The 19,350-nt window shown below is 64.5% G+C and carries 20 protein-coding genes; 8 read left to right on the plus strand and 12 right to left on the minus strand.

Going from position 1 to position 19,350, the window contains the following annotated elements:
* Window positions 1–51 precede the first annotated feature (51 nt).
* The gene (locus LRX75_RS04415) at window positions 52–2,139 is read right to left on the minus strand and encodes a M3 family metallopeptidase (protein ID WP_269456056.1); all 2,088 of its coding nucleotides are present in this window, start codon (window positions 2,137–2,139) and stop codon (window positions 52–54) included.
* Window positions 2,140–2,395: 256 nt separating this feature from the next.
* On the opposite strand from LRX75_RS04415, the gene LRX75_RS04420 reads away from it, so the two are divergent.
* Complete coding sequence (locus LRX75_RS04420; RefSeq protein ID WP_231812240.1) at window positions 2,396–2,926, plus strand: MarR family winged helix-turn-helix transcriptional regulator; 531 nt, start codon at window positions 2,396–2,398, stop codon at window positions 2,924–2,926.
* Between the two features lie 20 nt (window positions 2,927–2,946).
* Window positions 2,947–4,140, plus strand: a complete 1,194-nt coding sequence (locus tag LRX75_RS04425) for a multidrug effflux MFS transporter (protein ID WP_231812242.1) — start codon at window positions 2,947–2,949, stop codon at window positions 4,138–4,140.
* 36 nt (window positions 4,141–4,176) lie between these two features.
* Here the strand turns inward: LRX75_RS04425 and LRX75_RS04430 are convergent, their stop codons facing one another.
* Both LRX75_RS04430 and tenA read right to left on the minus strand, forming a co-directional pair.
* Complete coding sequence (locus tag LRX75_RS04430; RefSeq protein WP_231812244.1) at window positions 4,177–5,400, minus strand: argininosuccinate synthase; 1,224 nt, start codon at window positions 5,398–5,400, stop codon at window positions 4,177–4,179.
* A 154-nt stretch (window positions 5,401–5,554) separates the two neighbouring features.
* Window positions 5,555–6,217 carry a thiaminase II gene (gene tenA, locus LRX75_RS04435; RefSeq protein WP_269456057.1) on the minus strand — a complete coding sequence of 221 codons (663 nt, stop codon included), beginning with the start codon at window positions 6,215–6,217 and terminating at the stop codon, window positions 5,555–5,557.
* A 96-nt stretch (window positions 6,218–6,313) separates the two neighbouring features.
* Between tenA and LRX75_RS04440 the strand changes: the two genes are divergently transcribed.
* Entirely contained in the window at window positions 6,314–6,955 is a 642-nt protein-coding gene (locus LRX75_RS04440; RefSeq protein ID WP_231812246.1) for a LysE family translocator, read from the plus strand.
* A gap of 119 nt (window positions 6,956–7,074) precedes the next feature.
* On the opposite strand, the gene LRX75_RS04445 is transcribed toward LRX75_RS04440, so the two are convergent.
* The 3 genes from LRX75_RS04445 to LRX75_RS04455 form a co-directional block, all read right to left on the minus strand.
* Complete coding sequence (locus LRX75_RS04445) at window positions 7,075–7,296, minus strand: amino acid transporter (protein ID WP_231812248.1); 222 nt, start codon at window positions 7,294–7,296, stop codon at window positions 7,075–7,077.
* A 1-nt stretch (window position 7,297) separates the two neighbouring features.
* The gene (rlmN, locus tag LRX75_RS04450) at window positions 7,298–8,518 is read right to left on the minus strand and encodes a dual-specificity RNA methyltransferase RlmN (protein ID WP_231812478.1); all 1,221 of its coding nucleotides are present in this window, start codon (window positions 8,516–8,518) and stop codon (window positions 7,298–7,300) included.
* 263 nt (window positions 8,519–8,781) lie between these two features.
* Window positions 8,782–9,285, minus strand: a complete 504-nt coding sequence (locus LRX75_RS04455) for an invasion associated locus B family protein (protein ID WP_092935801.1) — start codon at window positions 9,283–9,285, stop codon at window positions 8,782–8,784.
* 468 nt (window positions 9,286–9,753) lie between these two features.
* Between LRX75_RS04455 and LRX75_RS04460 the strand changes: the two genes are divergently transcribed.
* On the plus strand, window positions 9,754–10,326 hold the full coding sequence (locus LRX75_RS04460; RefSeq protein WP_113149832.1) for a sigma-70 family RNA polymerase sigma factor: 573 nt from the start codon (window positions 9,754–9,756) through the stop codon (window positions 10,324–10,326).
* Window positions 10,327–10,346: 20 nt separating this feature from the next.
* Here the strand turns inward: LRX75_RS04460 and LRX75_RS04465 are convergent, their stop codons facing one another.
* The 4 genes from LRX75_RS04465 to LRX75_RS04480 all read right to left on the minus strand — a co-directional run bounded on the left by LRX75_RS04465 (window position 10,347) and on the right by LRX75_RS04480 (window position 12,580).
* On the minus strand, window positions 10,347–10,727 hold the full coding sequence (locus LRX75_RS04465) for a YkvA family protein (RefSeq protein WP_113149987.1): 381 nt from the start codon (window positions 10,725–10,727) through the stop codon (window positions 10,347–10,349).
* 82 nt (window positions 10,728–10,809) lie between these two features.
* On the minus strand, window positions 10,810–11,118 hold the full coding sequence (locus LRX75_RS04470) for a 4a-hydroxytetrahydrobiopterin dehydratase (protein ID WP_231812250.1): 309 nt from the start codon (window positions 11,116–11,118) through the stop codon (window positions 10,810–10,812).
* A gap of 46 nt (window positions 11,119–11,164) precedes the next feature.
* Window positions 11,165–11,755 carry an RNA 2',3'-cyclic phosphodiesterase gene (gene thpR, locus LRX75_RS04475; protein ID WP_231812252.1) on the minus strand — a complete coding sequence of 197 codons (591 nt, stop codon included), beginning with the start codon at window positions 11,753–11,755 and terminating at the stop codon, window positions 11,165–11,167.
* A 189-nt stretch (window positions 11,756–11,944) separates the two neighbouring features.
* Window positions 11,945–12,580 carry an arylesterase gene (locus LRX75_RS04480; protein WP_420851147.1) on the minus strand — a complete coding sequence of 212 codons (636 nt, stop codon included), beginning with the start codon at window positions 12,578–12,580 and terminating at the stop codon, window positions 11,945–11,947.
* 63 nt (window positions 12,581–12,643) lie between these two features.
* On the opposite strand from LRX75_RS04480, the gene LRX75_RS04485 reads away from it, so the two are divergent.
* The 4 genes from LRX75_RS04485 to LRX75_RS04500 all read left to right on the plus strand — a co-directional run bounded on the left by LRX75_RS04485 (window position 12,644) and on the right by LRX75_RS04500 (window position 17,520).
* Complete coding sequence (locus LRX75_RS04485) at window positions 12,644–13,360, plus strand: ATP-binding cassette domain-containing protein (protein WP_113149828.1); 717 nt, start codon at window positions 12,644–12,646, stop codon at window positions 13,358–13,360.
* A complete protein-coding gene (locus tag LRX75_RS04490) occupies window positions 13,357–15,906 on the plus strand; it encodes an ABC transporter permease (RefSeq protein ID WP_231812256.1) in 2,550 nt (849 codons plus the stop codon). Before LRX75_RS04485 ends, LRX75_RS04490 begins: the two co-directional genes overlap by 4 nt.
* Before the next feature lie 184 nt (window positions 15,907–16,090).
* Window positions 16,091–16,828 (plus strand): Bax inhibitor-1/YccA family protein, encoded by a 738-nt coding sequence (locus LRX75_RS04495; protein ID WP_231812258.1) that lies wholly within the window; start codon window positions 16,091–16,093, stop codon window positions 16,826–16,828.
* Between the two features lie 134 nt (window positions 16,829–16,962).
* Entirely contained in the window at window positions 16,963–17,520 is a 558-nt protein-coding gene (locus LRX75_RS04500; protein ID WP_231812480.1) for a GNAT family N-acetyltransferase, read from the plus strand.
* 42 nt (window positions 17,521–17,562) lie between these two features.
* Here the strand turns inward: LRX75_RS04500 and LRX75_RS04505 are convergent, their stop codons facing one another.
* A complete protein-coding gene (locus LRX75_RS04505; RefSeq protein WP_231812260.1) occupies window positions 17,563–17,958 on the minus strand; it encodes a DUF2794 domain-containing protein in 396 nt (131 codons plus the stop codon).
* 521 nt (window positions 17,959–18,479) lie between these two features.
* Window positions 18,480–19,277, minus strand: a complete 798-nt coding sequence (locus LRX75_RS04510) for a DUF1223 domain-containing protein (RefSeq protein ID WP_231812262.1) — start codon at window positions 19,275–19,277, stop codon at window positions 18,480–18,482.
* Between the last annotated feature and the right edge of the window lie 73 nt (window positions 19,278–19,350).

Consider the following 19,350-nt stretch of genomic DNA (forward strand, 5'->3'; position numbering starts at 1 on the left):
GCGAAAGAGGGTGCCCGGCGCTCGGTTGGATGAGCGCCGGTTCGGGCCTTTTCAGGCGTCGCTGCCGGCAAGCGGCTCGGTCACGCCGAGCCCCTTTTTCCGCAGCATGGCGTCCGGGCTCGGCAACTTGCCGCGGAAGGCGGTGTAGGCATCCTCCGGGTCGATCGACCCGCCGACGGAATAGATATTGTCCCGCAGGCGTTTTGCCATGGCCGGATCGAACGGATTTCCGGTTTCCTCGAAAGCCGAGAACGCATCGGCATCCAGCACCTCCGACCACATGTAGGAATAGTAGCCCGCCGAGTAGCCGTCGCCGGCGAAGATGTGCTGGAAGTGCGGCGAGCGGTGCCGCATGGTGATCGATTGCGGCATCCCCAGGCGCTCCAGCACGGCAGCTTCGAAGGCTGCAGGATCTTCGACGCTGTCGGCGGTGTGGTAGGCCATATCGACCAGGGCCGAGGAGGTGAACTCCACCGTGTTGAAGCCGGCGTTGAAGGTGCGGGCGGCCATGACCTTGTCGAACAGCGCCTGCGGCATCGGCGCGCCGGTGGCCTCGTGCACGGCGTAGCGCTTCAGGATCTCGGGCACGGTCAGCCAGTGCTCGTAGAGCTGCGAGGGAAGCTCGACGAAGTCGCGCGAGACGCCCGTGCCGGAAACGGAGGGATAGGTCACGCTGGAGAGCATGCCGTGCAGGCCATGGCCGAACTCGTGGAAGAGCGTGCGGGCATCGTCGAGCGACAGCAGCGCCGGCTTGCCATCGGCGGGTTTTGCGAAATTGCAGACATTGTAGACGATCGGCAGCTCGCCCTTGGCACCGTTCGGCAGGGGCAGGCGGTGCTGCGACTGGAAGGCGCTCATCCAGGCGCCGGAGCGCTTCGACGACCGGGCGAAGTAATCGCCGAGGAACAGGGCGACGAGCGTGCCGTCGGCATTGCGGATGTCGAACACGCGGACATCCGGATGATAGCCGCGGACGCCGGTCTTTTCCGTGGCCGTGATGCCGAACAGTCGGTGTGCGACATCGAAGCAGGCCTCAATGATGCGATCGAGCTGCAGATAGGGTTTCAGTTCGCTCTCGGAGAAATCGAAGCGCTCGGCGCGCAGCTTCTCGGCATAATGGCGCCAGTCCCAGGGCATGACCGGGTGGTTGCGGCCTTCGCGGGCGATCAGCGCCGCGAGATCGGCCTCTTCCCGGCGGGCCTGGGTGACGGCCCTCTCCCAGACGGCGGTCAGGAGGCCGTTCACGGCTTCGGGGGTCTTCGCCATGGTGTTGTCGAGCTTCAGGGCGGCATAATGGTCGTAGCCGAGCAGGCGGGCCTTTTCGGCGCGCAGAGCCAGGGTTTCGCGGATCACGGCGCCTTTGTCCGTCTCGCCGCCGTTTTCCCCGCGGGCGGACCACGCACGAAACGCCTTTTCGCGCAGGTCGCGATTGTCGGAGAAGGTCAGAAAGGGCTCGACGATCGAACGCGAGAGGGTGACCGCATAGCCGCCCTCGATGCCGCGTTCGCGTGCGGCCGCCGCCATGGCGTCGCGCAGGAAGTCGGGAAGCCCGGCGAGATCTGCCTCGTCCTTCAGGACCATCGACCAGCCCTTCTCGTCGGCCAGCAGGTTCTGCCCGAAGGTGGCGCCGAGGCCGGCGAGACGCTCGTTGATGGCGGCAAGGCGCTCCTGCTCGGGCTTGGCAAGCCGGGCACCCGATTTGACGAAGCCCTTCCAGTGGCGCTCCAGCACCCGGGACTGTTCCAGCGACAGGCCGAGCGTGTCGCGCGCGTTCCAGAGTGTGTCGATGCGGGCGAAGAGCGTGGCGTCCATGCCGATCTTCGAGTAGTGCCGCGACATCTTCGGCGCGATCTCGCGCTCCAGTGCCTGGATCGTCTCGTTGGTGTGGGCACCGGCGCGGTTCCAGAACAGGGCCGACACGCGCGACAGGCTATCGCCGGCAATCTCGAGCGCGACGATGGTGTTCTCGAATGTCGGTGCCTCGGAATTGTGGGCGATGCCGGCGATCTCGCCGTCATGCTCGGCAAGGGCGGCGTCGAAGGCGGGGGCGAAATCCGTGTCCGCGACAGCCTCGAAGTGCGGGAGCCCGTCCGGGCCCGTCCAGTCTGTCAAAGCGGGGTTCAGGTCGGGCGTAGCCATCGTCAAAATCCTTCGGAAAAATCCTGCTGTGTTCAAAAGCGTCGGGTCGGGCGATTCACAACGCGGCGCAACAGAGGTAGCACTGCGAGGTGGCGCTTAGCAAAGCCGGCGTCAAGGGAGGGCGGTTGCTCGCACCTCCCGCGAATGATAAGGATTGCTTACTGCATCTCTGCTGAAACAGGAATGGGTTTCGCGCGTTATGCCGCGGTGATCCAGGCCTGTCACGACCGGTGCGGCGGCGCATATGGGAGACGTCATGACCTTCCGACTGGAAGCCGATACCGTCGGCATGCTTCTTACCGACGTTTCTCGCTTGCTGCGCAGCGCGTTCGACCGGCGGATCAATACCGCCAATCTCGGCGTGACGCCGGGAGAAGCGCGGGCGCTCATCCAGGTGGCCGTCAACCAGCGCATCAAGCAGGCGGATATCGCCATCCGCATGGGCATCGAGCCGATGACGCTCTCGACCTATCTCGACCGGCTGGAGGCGCTCGGCTTCGTCGAGCGCATTCCCGATCCCTCCGACCGCCGCGCAAAGAACGTGGTCGCGACACCGGCGGCCGACGGCGTGCTGCTGGATATCCGCACCCATGTCCGCGCGCTGATGGACGAGGTGACGGCGGGGCACGATGCGGCGGCGCTCGAGGTCTTGCGGCTCAGCCTGAAGATGATGCGCGACAACCTGCACGATCTCGACCGCAATCCGGCGCAGGCAGCCGTGCCGGAGCCGACGCAGGCGCAAGCGGCGGCACCGGCGGAGGCAACGGCGGATCGAACGCCCTCATGAGAGGTGGAGTCCGCGGGCGCATGAGCGAGCGTCGGACCAGCATTCTGGGCGCGCTGCTGGCAACGCTCGGGCCGATCTCCATGTCGATCTACACGCCGGCCATGCCGCAGCTGGTGAGCGCCTTTTCCTCCACCGAGTCGATGATCAAGCTGACGCTGACCGTCTATTTCGCCGGTTTCTCCGTCGCGCAGCTCGTGTCGGGTCCGTTTTCGGATGCCTTCGGCCGGCGGAACGCGACGCTGCTCTTCGTCGGTATCAATGCGCTCGGCGGCCTGATCTGCGTGCTCGCGCCCGATGTGACATGGCTGCTTGCCGGGCGGCTGGTGCAGGGCATCGGCGCCTCGGTCGGCATCACGGTGGCGCGCGCCGTCGTGCGCGACCAGTTCACGGGCGCCGAGGCCTCGCGGATCATGAACCTCATCGGCATCATGCTGGCGATCGGGCCGGCCATGGCGCCGGCCATCGGCGGCTTGCTGCTGGCCGCTTTCGGCTGGCATGCGATCTTCGTGATGCTGATCGGCTTTTCGCTGACGATCGCTCTTTCCGTGCTCGTCTTCATGCGGGAGACGGGACGGGCCGATCCTTCCCTTGCCCGGCCACGGCGGGTCGCTGCCTCCTATCTGGAGGTGCTCGGCGATATCCGGTTTCTCGCGGCGACGGGCGTTCTCGGCGGGGCGATCGGCTCGCTCTACGCGCAGGCGACCATGTTGCCCTTCATTCTGATCGACCGGGTCGGCCTGTCGCCGACGGCGTTCGGGCTCGGCATGCTCATGCAGTCCGGGTTCTATTTTCTCGGGTCGGTGTGCCTGCGGCTGACGGCCGCGCGGCTCGGGGGCGAGCGGTCCGTGCAGGTGGGGCTGGCGATGCTCGCCTCGGGCGGTGCGCTGATCGCGCTCTCCACGCATCTACTCCCGCCGACCTATCTCTCGGTCATGGCGCCGGTCGCCTTTTCGAGCTTCGGCATCGCCTTCCTCACGCCGCACATGACGACGGCCGCGCTGCAGTCGTTCCCGCATATCGCGGGATCCGCGTCCGCCATGCTCGGCTTCATCCAGATGGCGAGCGGATTTCTGGGCGGGCTGGCGGCCGCGCTCGTCGGCGTGCCGTTGATGGCGTTCGGCACGATCGTTCCGCTGATGTGTCTCGGCGCCGTCGTTTCCTACGGGGCGTTCGTGCGCCTGACACAGAGCGCCGTGGAGACGCCTGCAGAATAGGCTCGCGACCGGTCGCCCGGCCGCAGGCCCATCGGCTTACTTGCTGCGGTTGCGGGCCGCGAGCGTGCGCAGGCGCAGCGCATTGAGCTTGATAAAGCCGGCAGCGTCCTTCTGGTCGTAGGCGCCCTGGTCGTCCTCGAAGGTGACGAGCTTGTCGGAGTAGAGCGACTTGGCGCTTTCACGGCCGATGACCATGACATTGCCCTTGTAGAGCTTCAGTGTCACTTCGCCTTCCACATGCTCCTGGCTCTTGTCGATCAGGGCCTGCAGCATGTCGCGCTCGGGCGAGAACCAGAAGCCGTAATAGATCAGCTCCGCGTAGCGCGGCATGATCTCGTCCTTGAGGTGGGCGGCACCCCGGTCGAGCGTGATGCTTTCGATGGCGCGGTGGGCGGCGAGCAGGATAGTGCCGCCGGGCGTCTCGTAGATGCCGCGCGACTTCATGCCGACGAAGCGGTTTTCCACCAGATCGAGGCGGCCGATGCCGTTGTCGCGGCCGAGTGCGTTCAAAGCGGTGAGGATCGAGGCGGGGCTCAATTCCTTGCCGTCGATCGAGACGGCGTCGCCCTTGCGGAAGCCGATCTTGACGGTGGTCGCGACGTCGGGCGCTTCCTCCGGAGAAATGGTGCGCATGTAGACGTAGTTCGGTGCTTCTTGGGCCGGATCCTCCAGAACCTTGCCTTCGGACGACGAGTGCAGAAGGTTGGCATCGACGGAGAAGGGCGCCTCGCCCTTCTTGTCCTTGGCGACCGGGATCTGGTGTTTCTCGGCGAATTCGAGAAGATCGGTGCGGCTCTTGAACGACCAGTCGCGCCAGGGGGCGATGATCTTGATATCGGGGTTGAGCGCATAGGCCGAAAGCTCGAAGCGGACCTGGTCGTTGCCCTTGCCGGTCGCACCGTGTGCGATCGCGTCGGCGCCGGTTTCCCGGGCGATGTCGATCAGGTGCTTGGAGATCAGCGGGCGGGCGATCGAGGTGCCGAGCAGGTAGACGCCCTCATAGACGGCATTGGCGCGGAACATCGGGAAGACGAAGTCGCGGACGAACTCCTCGCGGACATCCTTGATGAAGATGTCCTTGATGCCCATCATCTCGGCCTTCTTGCGCGCCGGCTCCAGTTCCTCGCCCTGCCCGAGATCGGCGGTGAAGGTCACGACCTCCGCGCCGAGTTCCGTCTGCAGCCACTTGAGGATGATGGAGGTGTCGAGCCCGCCCGAATAAGCGAGCACGACCTTCTTGACGTCTTTGCGAAGTGCCATGGTGATCCGTTCCGTCTGGGGTAAACGCGCGTAGAGGGGATGAACGACGGCAGAATGCGCCGTTATCTCTTCGAAATGGCGGAACTCTTACTGCATATTCCCGACATCCGAAATCCCGCCTCAAGAGAAAATCACGAGCGTAGCATCGTCTCCGTCAGATGAGATCGAGGCCCATCTGCCAGAAATCGGCCTCCAGCCGGGTCGCGATGCCGAAAATCGCGCAGAGACGCGCGACGGCCGCGTCGTCCAGGCGCGCAAGCCGGCCGTCGAGCCAGTCGATCTCGCTTTGCACGAGCGCCTGATAGTCGGGGCTCGCATACATCTCGATCCAGGCCGTATAGGGATTTCCGTCCGTTTTCAGGAAGGGCTGGGCCTTGAGCCAGAGCGCAATCTCGCCATAGCCGATGATGCAGGGCGCAAGCGCCACATGCAGGTCGAGCAGGTCTCCGTGCAGGCCGGTTTCGAGAACGTAATCGGTATAGGCAAGGGTCGCGGGCGATGGCGGGAGGTCGGCGAGAGCGTTTTCCGGAATGCCCCATTCGGCGCAGTAGCCGACATGCAGGCCGATTTCCACGTCCACGATGGCCTTGAGACTGTCCAGCCCCTGGCGGATTTCATCGAGATCGCGGCTCTTGTAGACGGCGAGGCCCCAGGCGCGGGCGAACTGGACGAGAAAGAGATAGTCCTGCTTGAGATAATGGCGGAAGGCCTCTTCGGGCAGCGTTCCCGCACCCAGCCGGCACACGAAGTCATGCTCGCGATAGGCCTGCCACTCCCCGGCATTCCGGCTCTTCAGCGTTTCGAAAGACGATATCATGCGGGTGCCCTTCAGCGAGGATGGGGAGCTTCTTGCCTTGCCTGGGAATAGCTGCAAAAGCTGGCGAAGCACAGAACCCTTCTGCGAGACGATGCCATGGACTTCATTCCCAGCCTGCCGACGCTGCTGGCCTTTGCCGCCGCAAGTCTTCTGCTTGCGATCACGCCCGGCCCCGACATGACGCTGTGGATCAGCCGGGCGCTGTCGCAGGGCCGAGCGGCGGCCTTCCAGGTCAGTTTAGGAACCAACCTCGGGTGCCTGGTGCATACCTTCCTCGTCGCCTTCGGCGTCTCGGCGCTGGTCACGGCGTCGCCGACCGCCTTCTTTGTCCTGAAAACCGGCGGTGCGGCCTATCTGCTCTATATCGCCGTTCAGGCGATCCGCTACGGGTCGAGCCTGTCGGTCAAGCGCGTGGCGGCTCCCAAGGCCTCGCCGGTGGCGAATATCCTGTCCGGCCTGTCGGTCAATCTGCTCAATCCCAAGGTCATCATCTTCTTCATGACCTTCCTGCCGCAATTCGTCACGGCGGGCGATCCGAACCTGCGAACGAAGCTGATCGTGCTCGGACTGATCCTGATCGCCGTGTCCCTGCCGATCAACATCGCCGTCGTGCTGACGGCGGATCGGCTATCGGGATGGCTTCAGGCACGACCGGGCGTCATGCGCACCATCGACTACGTGTTTGCCGGGGTGTTTTCGTTGTTCGCGGTGAAGATCGTGCTGACGCAGGCGCGATAGGCGTCACTTGCCGGGATTGTTTTCCGGCCTGCGGTCTTTGCGTGTCACGAAAAGCATCAACGCGCCGATCAGCAAGCCGCCGATCGGCATGATCAGCATGGTCAGGAACTGTTCTGTGCTCATGGCTTCAGTCCTTTCAGCACGGATCGTGCAATGAAATGTAGGCCCACCGAACTGGAAATGCAAACGAAGCAGACGACGGCCACCGTCATGCCGGGCGCGGCCCCGCTATTCAGCCAGCCGATTGCAGGTGCAAACCCTCCAACGGCGAAGATAGCGATGGCAACACCATTCAGATAGGTCGCCGTCAGCTTCGTTCGCTCGTTGTGGATCAGGCTCATCTCAATCGTCGGCGCCGTGATTGGCGATCATCATCGCTTCGAAGGCCATGCGATCGACCTTGCGCATGCGCTCGGATTCCGATTTCAGCTGGCCGCAGGCGGCCAGGATGTCCCGGCCGCGGGGGGTGCGGATGGGCGAGGCATAGCCTGCGGCGTTGATGAAGTCGGCGAATTTCTCGATCTGGTCCCAGGAGGAGCACTGGTAGTTCGTGCCGGGCCAGGGATTGAAGGGGATAAGGTTGATCTTGGCGGGCACGCCCTTCAAGAGCTTCACCAGCTCCTTGGCATCCTCCAGACTGTCGTTCACGCCTTCCAGCATCACATATTCGAAGGTGATGCGGCGGGCATTGGAGAGGCCGGGATAGGCGCGGCAGGCGTCCATCAGGTCCTTCAGCGGATATTTCTTGTTGATCGGCACCAGCATGTCGCGCAGGTCGTCGCGCACGGCATGGAGCGAGATCGCAAGCATGACGCCGATTTCCTCGCCGGTGCGGTAGATTTCCGGCACGATGCCCGAGGTCGACAGCGTCACGCGGCGCTTCGACAGGGACAGGCCATCGCCATCGGTCGCGATCAGCAGCGCGGTCTTGACGCTTTCGAAGTTGTAGAGCGGTTCGCCCATGCCCATCATCACGACGTTGGAGACCTTGCGGCCTTCGGCCGGCGCGATCGTGCCGGGGGGCGTGTCGCGATCCGGAAAGTCGCCGAGGCGGTCGCGGGCGAGCAGCAGCTGGGCGAGGATCTCCTCCGCCGTCAGGTTGCGCACGAGCTTCTGCGTGCCCGTGTGGCAGAAGGAACAGGTGAGCGTGCAGCCGACCTGGCTGGAGATGCAGAGCGTTCCCCGGCCTTCCTCGGGGATGTAGACCGTCTCGATCTCGACCGGGCGACCGGCACCGCGCGCCGGAAAGCGCAGCAGCCATTTCCGTGTCCCGTCGGTGGAGATCTGCTCCTCCACGACCTCGGGTCGGGCAATGGTGAAATGCCGCTTCAGGGTTTCCCGCATATCCTTAGAGACGTTCGTCATATGGTCGAAATCCGAGACGCCGCGGACATAGAGCCAGTGCCAGAGCTGGCTGACGCGCATCTTCACCTGCCGCTCGGCCACGCCGACCTCGGCCAGCGCCTTGCCCATCTCCTCGCGGGTGAGGCCGATGAGGGAGGGCATTTCCTGCAGTGCCGCCGGCCGTGTGGCAGGACGTGCGGGGCGGTCGAGGGAAAGCATGTCGGTCATAAACAGTGTTCCTGTCGCAGCTTTGCCCGCAACGCCGAACGGTTCCCCGGTCGGCTGGACGAGAGGGACGGCAGGGCGGAACGGAAGCAGGCACTATAAGGCGCATGGGGAGCGTCTCACCCGTGCGGCATGTCGTTGTTGCGGCGTCTAGCACGAATTTGGCCGGGCGTCACCTCCTGCAGGCGGGCGCCGTGCGGGCGAAACGACAAAGGCCGGCGAGGCCGGCCTTCCATCGATCCGCTGTACAGAGGGCCTTACTTGCAGCTCTCGATCTGCTTCAGGGCCGCCGAGATGCCGGAGAGCGAGTAGGAATAGTTGGTCTGCGTGCCCTTGCGCGACTTTGCGACCACGGACATGGCCTTGCCGACCTTCATGGCCGCCACCAGAGCCGGCTCTTCGGCGGCGTTCTCGACCCAGGCGGAGTTGCCCTTGGTGAACAGCGTGAAGTTCTTGGCGTCGATGGTCACGGTGACCTTGGAGTTTTCCTGCAGGGCATAGCCCATCATGGCCTGCGGCTCGTAGGAAATGTTCTGTCCGGGACGCTGCGAGACCAGGAAGAAGATATCGCCGTGATCGACATTGGCGGGGCTCTTTTCCTTCGGCACCGACAGGACGTAGCAGACCTTCGACTTGCCTGACTGGTAGGAATAGGCCCCCCAGGCGTTGAACTGCTGGATGCGCGTCGGAGACTGTGCCGAAGCGATGCCTGCGCCAGCGAGAAGGAGTGCGAGTGCGGTTGAGAGCTGTCTTACAAACATCTTGTCCTGCCGGTTGTCTTGCTGCCAGCGCCCGTCCGATGCCGGGCGATGCATGGTCGCGATTACGATTATTGTGACTTCATTCAGGTTACCAAACCGTCAACACCACAAGAATAAGGCGGGAACGTGCGGAAACGGTACGCAACAGCCGCCCCGTGCATCGTTCGCGGCGACCGGCATCCTTGCCGGACCCGCCGTGCCTTCGTCCTGGATGGCGCTCTCAGACAGCCTGTTCGTCCTATCGGGGCTTTCGGGTTCGACGCGCCGCCGACATCCGCGGTCTGCGGCTGCCTTACGTGTTTCGAAAGGGTCAGGTAGGATCGGAAACGGTCCGATTTCGCGATAAATTCACCCCGATGGGCCGGTAATGTCACAAAGAATCGGGCAACAGTTTGACGTTTTCCGAATCAGCTTTACCTCTTGTTTCACATACACCAGATCTTGGGCTCGGAGGCCCTGAAGGCAGGCATGACAGGGGACGCGAGACAGCATTTCGCAGGGCTGGCGGATGCCGTCGCGAAACAGCGGGACCAAGCCGCTTTCGCCGAACTGTTTCATTTTTTCGCTCCCCGGCTGAAATCCTTCCTGCTGCGACAGAACACGCCGTCCAACGAGGCGGAGGAGATCGTGCAGGAGGTCATGATCGTCCTCTGGCACAAGGCGGATCTCTACGACGCCGAGAAGTCCTCGCTGTCCACCTGGCTCTTCCGGATCGCGCGAAACCGGCGTATCGACGCCGCACGGCGGCAGTTGACGCGCAAGCTGGACGAGAAGGACCCTCTTCTTTTACCGGCCGCACCGCCTGCGCCGGACGAGCTCGTCCAGAGCGGCGATCGGGAGGATGTGGTGCGCACGGCGCTGGCCAAGCTTCCGAGCGAGCAGCTCAAGCTGATCCAGCTCGCCTTTTTCTTCGGACAGTCGCATTCGCAAATCGCCGCCTCGACCGGCCTGCCCCTTGGCACGGTGAAGTCGCGGATCCGGCTTGCCTTTGGAAAGCTGCGCACGCTTCTTCACGATGACGGCATCGACGGGACGGAATAGGGGTTTCCCGCCGTATCGGGTCAGGCAGCGAGGCCTTCCTCGCCGAGCGCCGTGTCCGCCTTGCCGTAATGCTCCTCCTTGATCTGGCCGCTGATGGCGGCGAAGGCTGCGGTCAGCACCGCGATATCGTCGGAAAAGCCGACCATGGCGAGAACGTCGGGCAGGACGTCGAACGGCATGACGAAATAGGCGAGCGCGCCCAGCAGGATGCCGCGGGTACGCAGCGGCGTCGCAGGGTCCATGGCGCAATAATAGGCGGCGACGAGGTCACGGCTGAAGGGAACCTGTCGCACGGCACGCTTGAGGGTCGGCCAGAACCGGCGGCGAACCTTCTGCGCCTTGGATTCCTGCTCGCTACGGTCGCCCGGCAGGAGAATTTCGCCGATCTTGACCTCGTCCATCGTCGTTTCCGCTTTCATGCGCCATACCTCGCTGTTCTCTCATTGCAGATATGGGAAAACATTCGGGCAATTCAAACGATGGTCATGCGCGCGCGTGCGATGCGGCCGCCTCCATGCGCGCCGCGAGTGCGAGGTCGAGCGCCGTCACGCCTCTGGCGGTGTGCGTCGTCAGCGTCACGTCGACGCGATTGTAGACGTTGAACCATTCCGGGTGATGATCGAGCTTCTCCGCGGCCAGCGCGCTCTGGCTCATGAAGCCGAAAGCCTCGACGAAGGAGGGGAAGTGGTAGGTCTTCTCGATGGCAGACCCGTCCGCCGACAAGGACCAGCCGGTAAGGTCCGCAAGCCCTTCGGCGATATCGTCGGCGTTCAGTCTGTCGCGCTTGGTCATGCCGGTTCCTTCCCGTCTTCCGTCGGCACCGGAGGGTGCCGTGCGGTCACAGCATGCCTTTGGCTACCTGTTCCGCGTGCCTTGCAAAGCCGGAGGAGCGCGGCTCGTGGAGCTGGAACACCTCTTCCGTCAGGTAGGGGCCGCCACCGACGGAGTCGCGCGAAGACAGGAGCACAAAGCGCGAGACGGTGAACGGGTTGGTGTAGAAGCCGCCGCGCCCCGAGAGATAGTGCACCACGTCATCGACGCGCGAGGCGCGCAGGCGCGCCAGCGTCACATGGGGCGTGAATTTGCGGGGATCGGCGGGAAGGCCGAGACGCTGGCAGATGCGCTCGATCTCGGCCTGGAGGGCCACCAGCTCCGGCGGATTGGTGACGCCGGCCCAGACCGAATGCGGCTTCTTGGAGCCGAAGGCGCCGGTTCCCGTCAGTTGAAGTTCGAATTCCGGTCGCTCGATCCGGTCGAGGCGATCGACGATTTCGTCGGCCGTGCGATTGTCGACATCGCCGATGAAGCGGAGGGTGATGTGGTAGTTCTCGACGTCGATCCAGCGCGCGCCCGGAAGGCCCCCGCGCAGGAGGGACAGGCTCATCGCCGCGTTGCGCGGGATTTCGAGGGCGGTAAACAGTCTCGGCATGACGAGCTCCCCGAATCTTGCAAAAACCTCTTGCAGACATCCCCAGCCGATCACGACGCGCGACGGCAGGCAACTACAAATTCGCACCTGCAATATTTGTCCAACGGTGATTAACGCCCGCTGAACGGACCCCCTCGCCCGCCGATGGGTAAGCGGCGCGCAACGGTGTCGCCCGTTGGGCCACGCGAATCATTTCGGCAGGCCCGCGACGAAGGCCTCGACCACGGGGAGCATCCGCTCGACCATGACGCCGACCCCTTTCGGGTTCGGGTGCATACCGTCCTCGATCTTCAGGCCCGCATCCTCCACCACGCCGTCGAGGAAGAAGGGGTAGAGCGGGAGGCCGTAGGTCTTGGCGAGGTCCGGATAGATCGGGTTGAAGCGGTCCGCATAGTCGCCGCCCATGTTCGGCGGTGCGAGCATGCCGACGAGGAGCACGCCGATGCCGCGGGCTTTCAGCTTCTCGATCATCGCCACGAGGTTCTTGCGGCTTTCTTCCGGCGGAATGCCGCGCAGCGCATCGTTGGCGCCCAGTTCCAGGATGACGCCCCTGGTGCCGTCCGGAACCGACCAGTCGATGCGGGCGAGGCCGCCGGAGGTGGTGTCGCCGGAAACGCCGGCATTGGAGATGGACACGTCATGGCCCTTGTCGCGCAAGGCCTTCTCCAGCCGTGCGGGAAAGGCGTCGCCGGGCGCAAGCTGATAGCCTGCCATCAGGCTGTCGCCGAAGCCGACGAGTTCGACAGGCGCGGCGCGAAGCGGCCCCGCCGCGATCAAACCTGCGAGAGCAGCCAGGAAAAGCGCCCTGAAACCTTTCATTCGCATCAAGCCGCTCCTAAATCGGGATGTGAGCAATTGCAGCATAATCCACATATAGGGCGGACCAGCGTGGCAAAAACCATGATCGAACTGAAAAATGCGGATCTGACCCTCGGGCAGGCCGCAGCGTCGGTCCATGTGCTGAAAGGCATGAGCCTCGACATCGACGCCGGACAATCGGTCGGGATCGTCGGCCCCTCCGGCTCGGGAAAATCGACCCTGCTGATGGTGCTTGCCGGATTGGAGCGTCTGGACAAGGGCGAGATCGTCATCGACGGGACGCCGCTGCAGGGACTGAGCGAAGACCGCGTGGCCGATTTCCGCGGCCGCAACATCGGCATCGTCTTCCAGTCGTTTCACCTCATTCCCAATATGACGGCGCTCGAAAACGTCGCCGTGCCGCTCGAGCTTGCCAATGTGCGCGATGCCTTCGAGATCGCCCGCCGCGAACTGACGTCGGTCGGGCTCGGCGAGCGGCTGTCGCATTATCCGGGGCAGCTTTCCGGCGGCGAGCAGCAGCGCGTGGCCATCGCCCGGGCGCTCGCGCCCTCGCCGAAGCTTCTGATCGCCGACGAGCCGACCGGCAATCTCGACACCGAAACCGGGCGGCAGATCGCGGACCTGATCTTTTCCAAGCAGGCCGAACGCGACATGACGCTGATTCTGGTCACCCACGACAACAGCCTGGCGGCCCGCTGCTCGCGCCAGATCAAGGTCCGCTCCGGCACCATCGTGGATGATGGACGCGCGCTTGCGGATCTCGCGCCGTCAGCGGTTTCGGCATGATGGCGTCCTTGCGCCTGCCGAACCTGTCGCTCGCCTTGCGGCTGGCGCTGCGCGAAATGCGCGGCGGCCTGTCGGGCTTCTACATCTTCCTTGCCTGCATCGCGCTGGGAACGGCGGCGATCGCCGGCGTCAACTCGCTGTCGCAGGCCATCACCGGCTCCATCGCCTCCCAGGGGCAGGCGCTGCTGGCGGGCGATATCCGCTTCGAGCTGAACAACCGTCTGGCCAATACCGAGGAGAAGAGCTTTCTCGACGGTTCCGGCGATGTCTCACTCTCGTCCGGACTGCGCTCCATGGCGCGGCTTCCCGATGGTTCGAACCAGGCGTTGGTGGAGCTGAAGGCGGTGGATGCCGCCTATCCGCTCTACGGCGCGGTGGAAAGCGTGCCGCAGGCGCCGCTTTCCTCTCTTCTGTCGGCGGAAAACGGCACGTATGGCGCGCTTGCGGCACCGCTGCTTCTCGATCGTCTCGGCGTGAAGCCGGGAGATACGCTGCTGATCGGCAATGCGCGGGTAAGGATCTCCGGCACGCTGGTGCGCGAGCCGGATGCGCTTTCGGACGGGTTCGGTTTCGCGCCGCGGCTGATGGTGTCGCAGCAGGCGCTGGCGGCCAGCGGGCTCGTGCAGACCGGAAGCCTCGTGGAGCACGCCTACAAGGTGCGCCTTTCAGACCCCACGGGCGTGCCGGCCGTTCGCGCCCAGGCCGAGCAGCAGTTTCCGCAGGCGGGGTGGTCCATCCGCTCCAGCCAAAATGCCGCGCCGTCGCTGACGGCGAACATCACGCGCTTCTCGCAGTTCCTGACGCTGGTCGGGCTGACGGCGCTGATCGTCGGCGGGGTCGGAGTCGCGAATGCGGTTCGGGCCTATCTCGATGCCAAGCGCGGCGTCATCGCGGCGTTCAAATGCCTGGGCGCCCCCGGCGCGCTCGTCTCCACCATCTATCTTATCCAGATCCTGCTGATCGCGATGATCGGCATCGTCATCGGTCTCGTCGTCGGCGCCATCATTCCGCTGGTCGCCGCGCGGTTCCTCGCCGATATCCTGCCGATATCGACGGATTTGCGGCTCTATCCCTCGGCGCTCGGGCTCGCCGCTCTGTTCGGCCTGCTGACGGCGCTCGCCTTTGCCTGCCTGCCGCTCGGCCGCGCCCGCAGCGTGCCGGCAACCGCGCTCTTCCGCAATCAGGACTTCGACCGCAACCGCTGGCCGACCTGGCCCTATCTGGCGGCGGCAGGCTTGAGCCTCGCGGTGCTGGCGGCTCTCGCCATCTTCACGGCCTACGACCGGCTGATCTCGCTCGTCTTCCTCGGGGCCATCGCCTTCTCCTTCGTCGTCCTGCGCGGCGTGTCCGTGCTGGTGGCGGCGCTGGCGCGGCGGAGCCCGCGGGTATCCTCGCCGGCGCTGCGGCTGGCGATCGGCAATATCCATCGGCCCGGTGCGCTGACGCCCTCCGTCGTTCTCTCGCTCGGCCTCGGGCTGGCGCTCCTGGTAACACTGGCGCTGATCGACGGAAACCTGCGGCGGGAGCTGACGGGCAACCTGCCGGAGCAGGCGCCCAATTTCTTCTTCGTCGACATCCAGGGCAGCGAGATCGAAGGCTTTCGCGCACTTCTCAACACGGCGCTGCCGGCGGGCAAGGTGATCGAGGTGCCGATGCTGCGTGGCCGCATTCTCGCCTTCAACGGCGAGGACGTCGCCAAGCGCGAGGTCGCGCCGGCCGGGCGCTGGGTGCTGCGGGGCGACCGCGGCATCACCTATGCGACGAACCTGCCGGAGAATTCGCGCCTTGTGGAAGGTGCGTGGTGGCCCGACGGCTACAGCGGAGAGCCGCTCGTGTCCTTCTCCGAGCAGGAGGCGCGCGAGCTGGACCTGAAGGTCGGCGACACCGTCACCGTCAACGTTCTCGGCCGCAACATCACGGCCCGCATCTCCAATTTCCGCACGGTCGAATGGGAATCGCTGTCGATCAACTTCGTCATGGTATTCTCGCCGAATACCTTCGCCGGCGCGCCGCATGCCTGGCTTGCGACCGTCATCGATCCCTCGGCGACCGAGGCGCAGGAGGCGGCGGCGCTGCGCCAGATCACCAACACCTATCCGACCATCACCAGCGTGCGGGTGAAGGATGCGCTCGACATCGTCAACGGCTTGCTCGGACAGCTGGCCACCGCGATCCGCGCTGCGGCCGGCGTCGCGCTCGTCGCCTCGGTTCTCGTGCTCTCCGGCGCGCTGGCCGCCGGCAACCGCGCGCGCATCCATGACGCGGTGGTGCTGAAGACGCTGGGTGCGACCCGCGCGACGCTGATCCGCGCCTTCTGCTACGAATATGCGATCCTCGGCCTGTCCACCGCCATCTTCGCGCTACTGGCGGGCGGCGTGGCGGCATGGTTCGTCGTGGCGCGCATCATGACGCTGCCCTCGTCCTTCCTGCCGGACGTGGCCGTCCTGACCATCGTCATCGCTCTGGTCATGACGGTCGGCATCGGGCTGGCGGGGACATGGCGCGTGCTGGGGCAGAAGGCGGCGCCGGTTCTGCGCGATCTCTGAGGGCCGGCCGGGGCTCTGCGGCGTGTCTTCCCGCATTACAATTGCGTCATGCGACGGAGCCGCCCTTGAGAATGGGGCGGTTCCGCATCATATTGTCACCAAGGCTTGCTGAAGCTCAGCAGCGATGCCCGGTCCGATGTCCGTCGCGACCTGTCCGTCCCGTCGAGCTGATAAGAGGATAAGAATGTCCGATCCCAGAAACTATCGCATGCAGACCGCCGGCGCGCGCGCTGACGCTGCTGTCGACCAGGGCCTGCGCGCTTACATGCTGCGGGTCTACAATCTCATGGCGCTCGGCGTCGCCATTACCGGTGTCGCCGCGTTTCTCGCGTTCCAGTTCGCATTTGCCGACGGTCAGCTGACCGCGTTCGGCCAGGCGATCTATGTCAGCCCGCTGAAGTACCTGATCATGCTCGCCCCGTTCGGCATGGTGCTGTTCCTTAGCTTCCGGATCAATTCCATGAGCGTTTCGGCAGCCCAGACCACATTCTGGGTCTATGCCGCGCTGATGGGCCTGTCGCTCTCGTCGATCATGCTGATCTACACGGGTCAGAGCATCGTGCGCACGTTCTTCGTGACCGCGGCCTCCTTTGGCGCGCTGTCGCTCTACGGCTACACGACGAAGCGCAGCCTGTCGGCCATGGGCTCGTTCCTGGTCATGGGTCTGTTCGGCCTGATCATCGCCTCGCTCGTCAACATCTTCTTCGCGTCGTCTGCCTTGCAGTTCGCCATCTCGGTCATCGGCGTGCTGATCTTCGCGGGCCTCACCGCCTACGACACGCAGCGCATCAAGGAGATGTATTTCGAAGGCGACGGCTTCGAGGCGGCTGGCCGCAAGGCGATCATGGGCGCGCTGACGCTCTATCTCGACTTCGTCAACCTGTTCCTTTTCATGCTGCGCTTTCTCGGAAACCGCAACTAGGCTCAGGTTCCGACCTGCTCTTCGGAAAGGCGGCTTCGGCCGCCTTTTTTCGTGCGCGGGCGCGACCGCCTTGATCGGACCGGGGGAATGTGGAAGGACGTCGGACACCGATGTCCTTCGAGATTGCTGCCACCATGTCCTTCACGCTGCGCGATGCTTCCCTTGCCGATATCCCTGCCATCACGGACATCTACAGCGAGTCCGTTCGCAACGGCGTTGCGACCTACGAGATTGCCGTTCCCGACCAGGCGGAGATGACGACGCGCTTTTCCACCATTACCGGCAACAGCTATCCCTATATCGTCGCGGAAGATGCGGACGGCATGGTGATCGGCTATGCCTATGCCTCGGCCTTCCGCACCCGCAGCGCCTACCGGTTTCTTGTCGAGGATTCGATCTATCTTGCGCCCGAGGCGCGCGGACGCGGCGTCGGCAAGGCGCTTCTGAGCGAGCTGATCGCGCGCTGCACGGATCTCGGCTTCCGCCAGATGGTGGCCGTCATCGGCGGCGCCCATCCCGCCTCGATCGCCGTCCACCGGTCCACCGGCTTCGTGGATTGCGGCACGGTGAAGGGGAGCGGATACAAGTTCGGCCGCTGGCTCGATACCACCTTCATGCAGCTGGCGCTCGGCGAGGGCCTCGACACGGTGCCGGCCGATGGCGTCTATCCGGATACGCTCTACGGCGCCTGATAGCGCTTTCCGCCGAGACCCTTCAGGCGGACGCCCGCACGCTCAGCTTTTCACGACCTTCAGCAGCTTGTCGAAGACCTTCAGCACCTGGGCGAGCTCGTGCCCGCGCTTCAGGATCATGCCGTGGGTGTTGACCACGGCATAGGCGCCCTGCTTGGCGGCGAGCTTGGGGGTCTTCTCCACCCGGTAGAGCGGCTGTTCGCCCGAGCGCTTGAAGACGGAGAAGACCGCCTTGTCGCGCATATGGTCGAGCGCGTAGTCGCGCCACTCGCCTTCCCCGACCATGCGGCCGTAGACCCACAGGATCTGGTCGAGCTCGCGGCGGTGGAACGTTACGGGAAGGGGGTCCCTGGCATGTCGATAGTCGCTGAGATCGACGACAACGCTTTCAGATGCCTGGAGGGTTTGGCGACCTTGCAAATCCGTCTGATCGGTCATGCACATTCCGGCCTTTTGTTATGACAGGACGGTAACAGTGTGCCTGAGTGCCGCCGAAAATCAAGCTTGAATGGCATTCGGGCGCAAGGGCGAGGGAGGTCGGCAAGCGACGGCTTTTTTTGCACGGCCGCATTGCGGTCAAACCGGCGCCCGATTTCGACGGTTAAGTCGGTCCGTCGCCGCCGCTTCGGTTTTCCGAAGTGCCGCGCGCCGCCCGGCCGGTCGATCAGCGTCTCTCGTTCGCCGGCTCGGGGTTTCCGTGCTGCCCGCCCTGTCCGACCTCCGGTCATGCGGGCGCATGGAAGGTCACCGGCATCGGCATCGGCCTCGGGCCGGCGCCGCCCTGACCGCCCGGTCCGGTTCTATCGAAACCCTCAGCCCCCAGCCCTCGATATGCCGGACCGGGCCATTCTCGCAGGCCAGAGCGGTTCCGGTGAACATGGGTTCTCCGGAACGGATCTCGTCTCCTGTTTTGCCGCATTCTGCGACGCCGAAGCGATGCCGCTTCGACTGAAAATGCGTCAGGGCGCCGCCATCAGCGTCGCCGCCCCGACGATGGCGCCGGGTGTTTCCGCGTCTTTCATCTGCTGCAGCAGGATCGCGCAGCCGCTGTCCTTTTCCTGGTCGAGCACGGAGGCGGGCAGCACGAAGCGAGCGGACGTGCCGTCCCACATGCCGATCGTCTGGATATCGCGCACGGCGTGCCAGTAGGACATCTTCTTGCCGCTGTTCTCGCCCTTTTCCACATCCACCACCTTCTGGCGGTTGAAATAGACGATGACGACATTGGCCTTGCCGTCGCCTTCCCCGATCGTGATGTCGATCTCGTCGTCCTTGCGCTCGGCCGAAATCGGCACCTTCATGCCCGCATCCGCACCGCTCAGCGCGATCAGACGGCCCTTGATGCCCGAGAGATTGGCGCCGTTGACCTGATCGCGGCCGTTGAGCACCGCCTGGGGCGTGTAGACGCCGTTGCGGCCGAACATCTTGGCATAGGCATATTGCCGAGCGGTGTTTTCCTTCGAGGCGAGCGTGTCGGCCCAGCCGAGATAGTTCCAGTAATCCACGTGGTAGGAGAGGGCGACGATCGAACCGTCATCGATCAGATGCTTCAGCGCGGCGTCGGCTGGCGGACAGGAGGCGCAGCCCTGACTGGTGAAAAGCTCCACGACGCCCTTCGGCTGCGTCACCTCCAGCCCGTCCGCCTCGGTCTTCACCTGCGTCGTCTGCGGCGCTGTCTCCTCGGCTGCGGCCGGAAGGGCCGCGAGCAGAAAGAGACTGCCGATCAGGCGCAAACGAAAGGTCTTTAAGGCGGGCATGCAAGGTCCACTTCGGGCAGATTCCAATTCGGGCAGGATTGCGGCAGCCGGAAACCGCTCTTTCATACGCCGC

The organism is Rhizobium quercicola (assembly GCF_021168455.1).
In the GTDB taxonomy this organism is placed as follows: domain Bacteria; phylum Pseudomonadota; class Alphaproteobacteria; order Rhizobiales; family Rhizobiaceae; genus Ferranicluibacter; species Ferranicluibacter quercicola.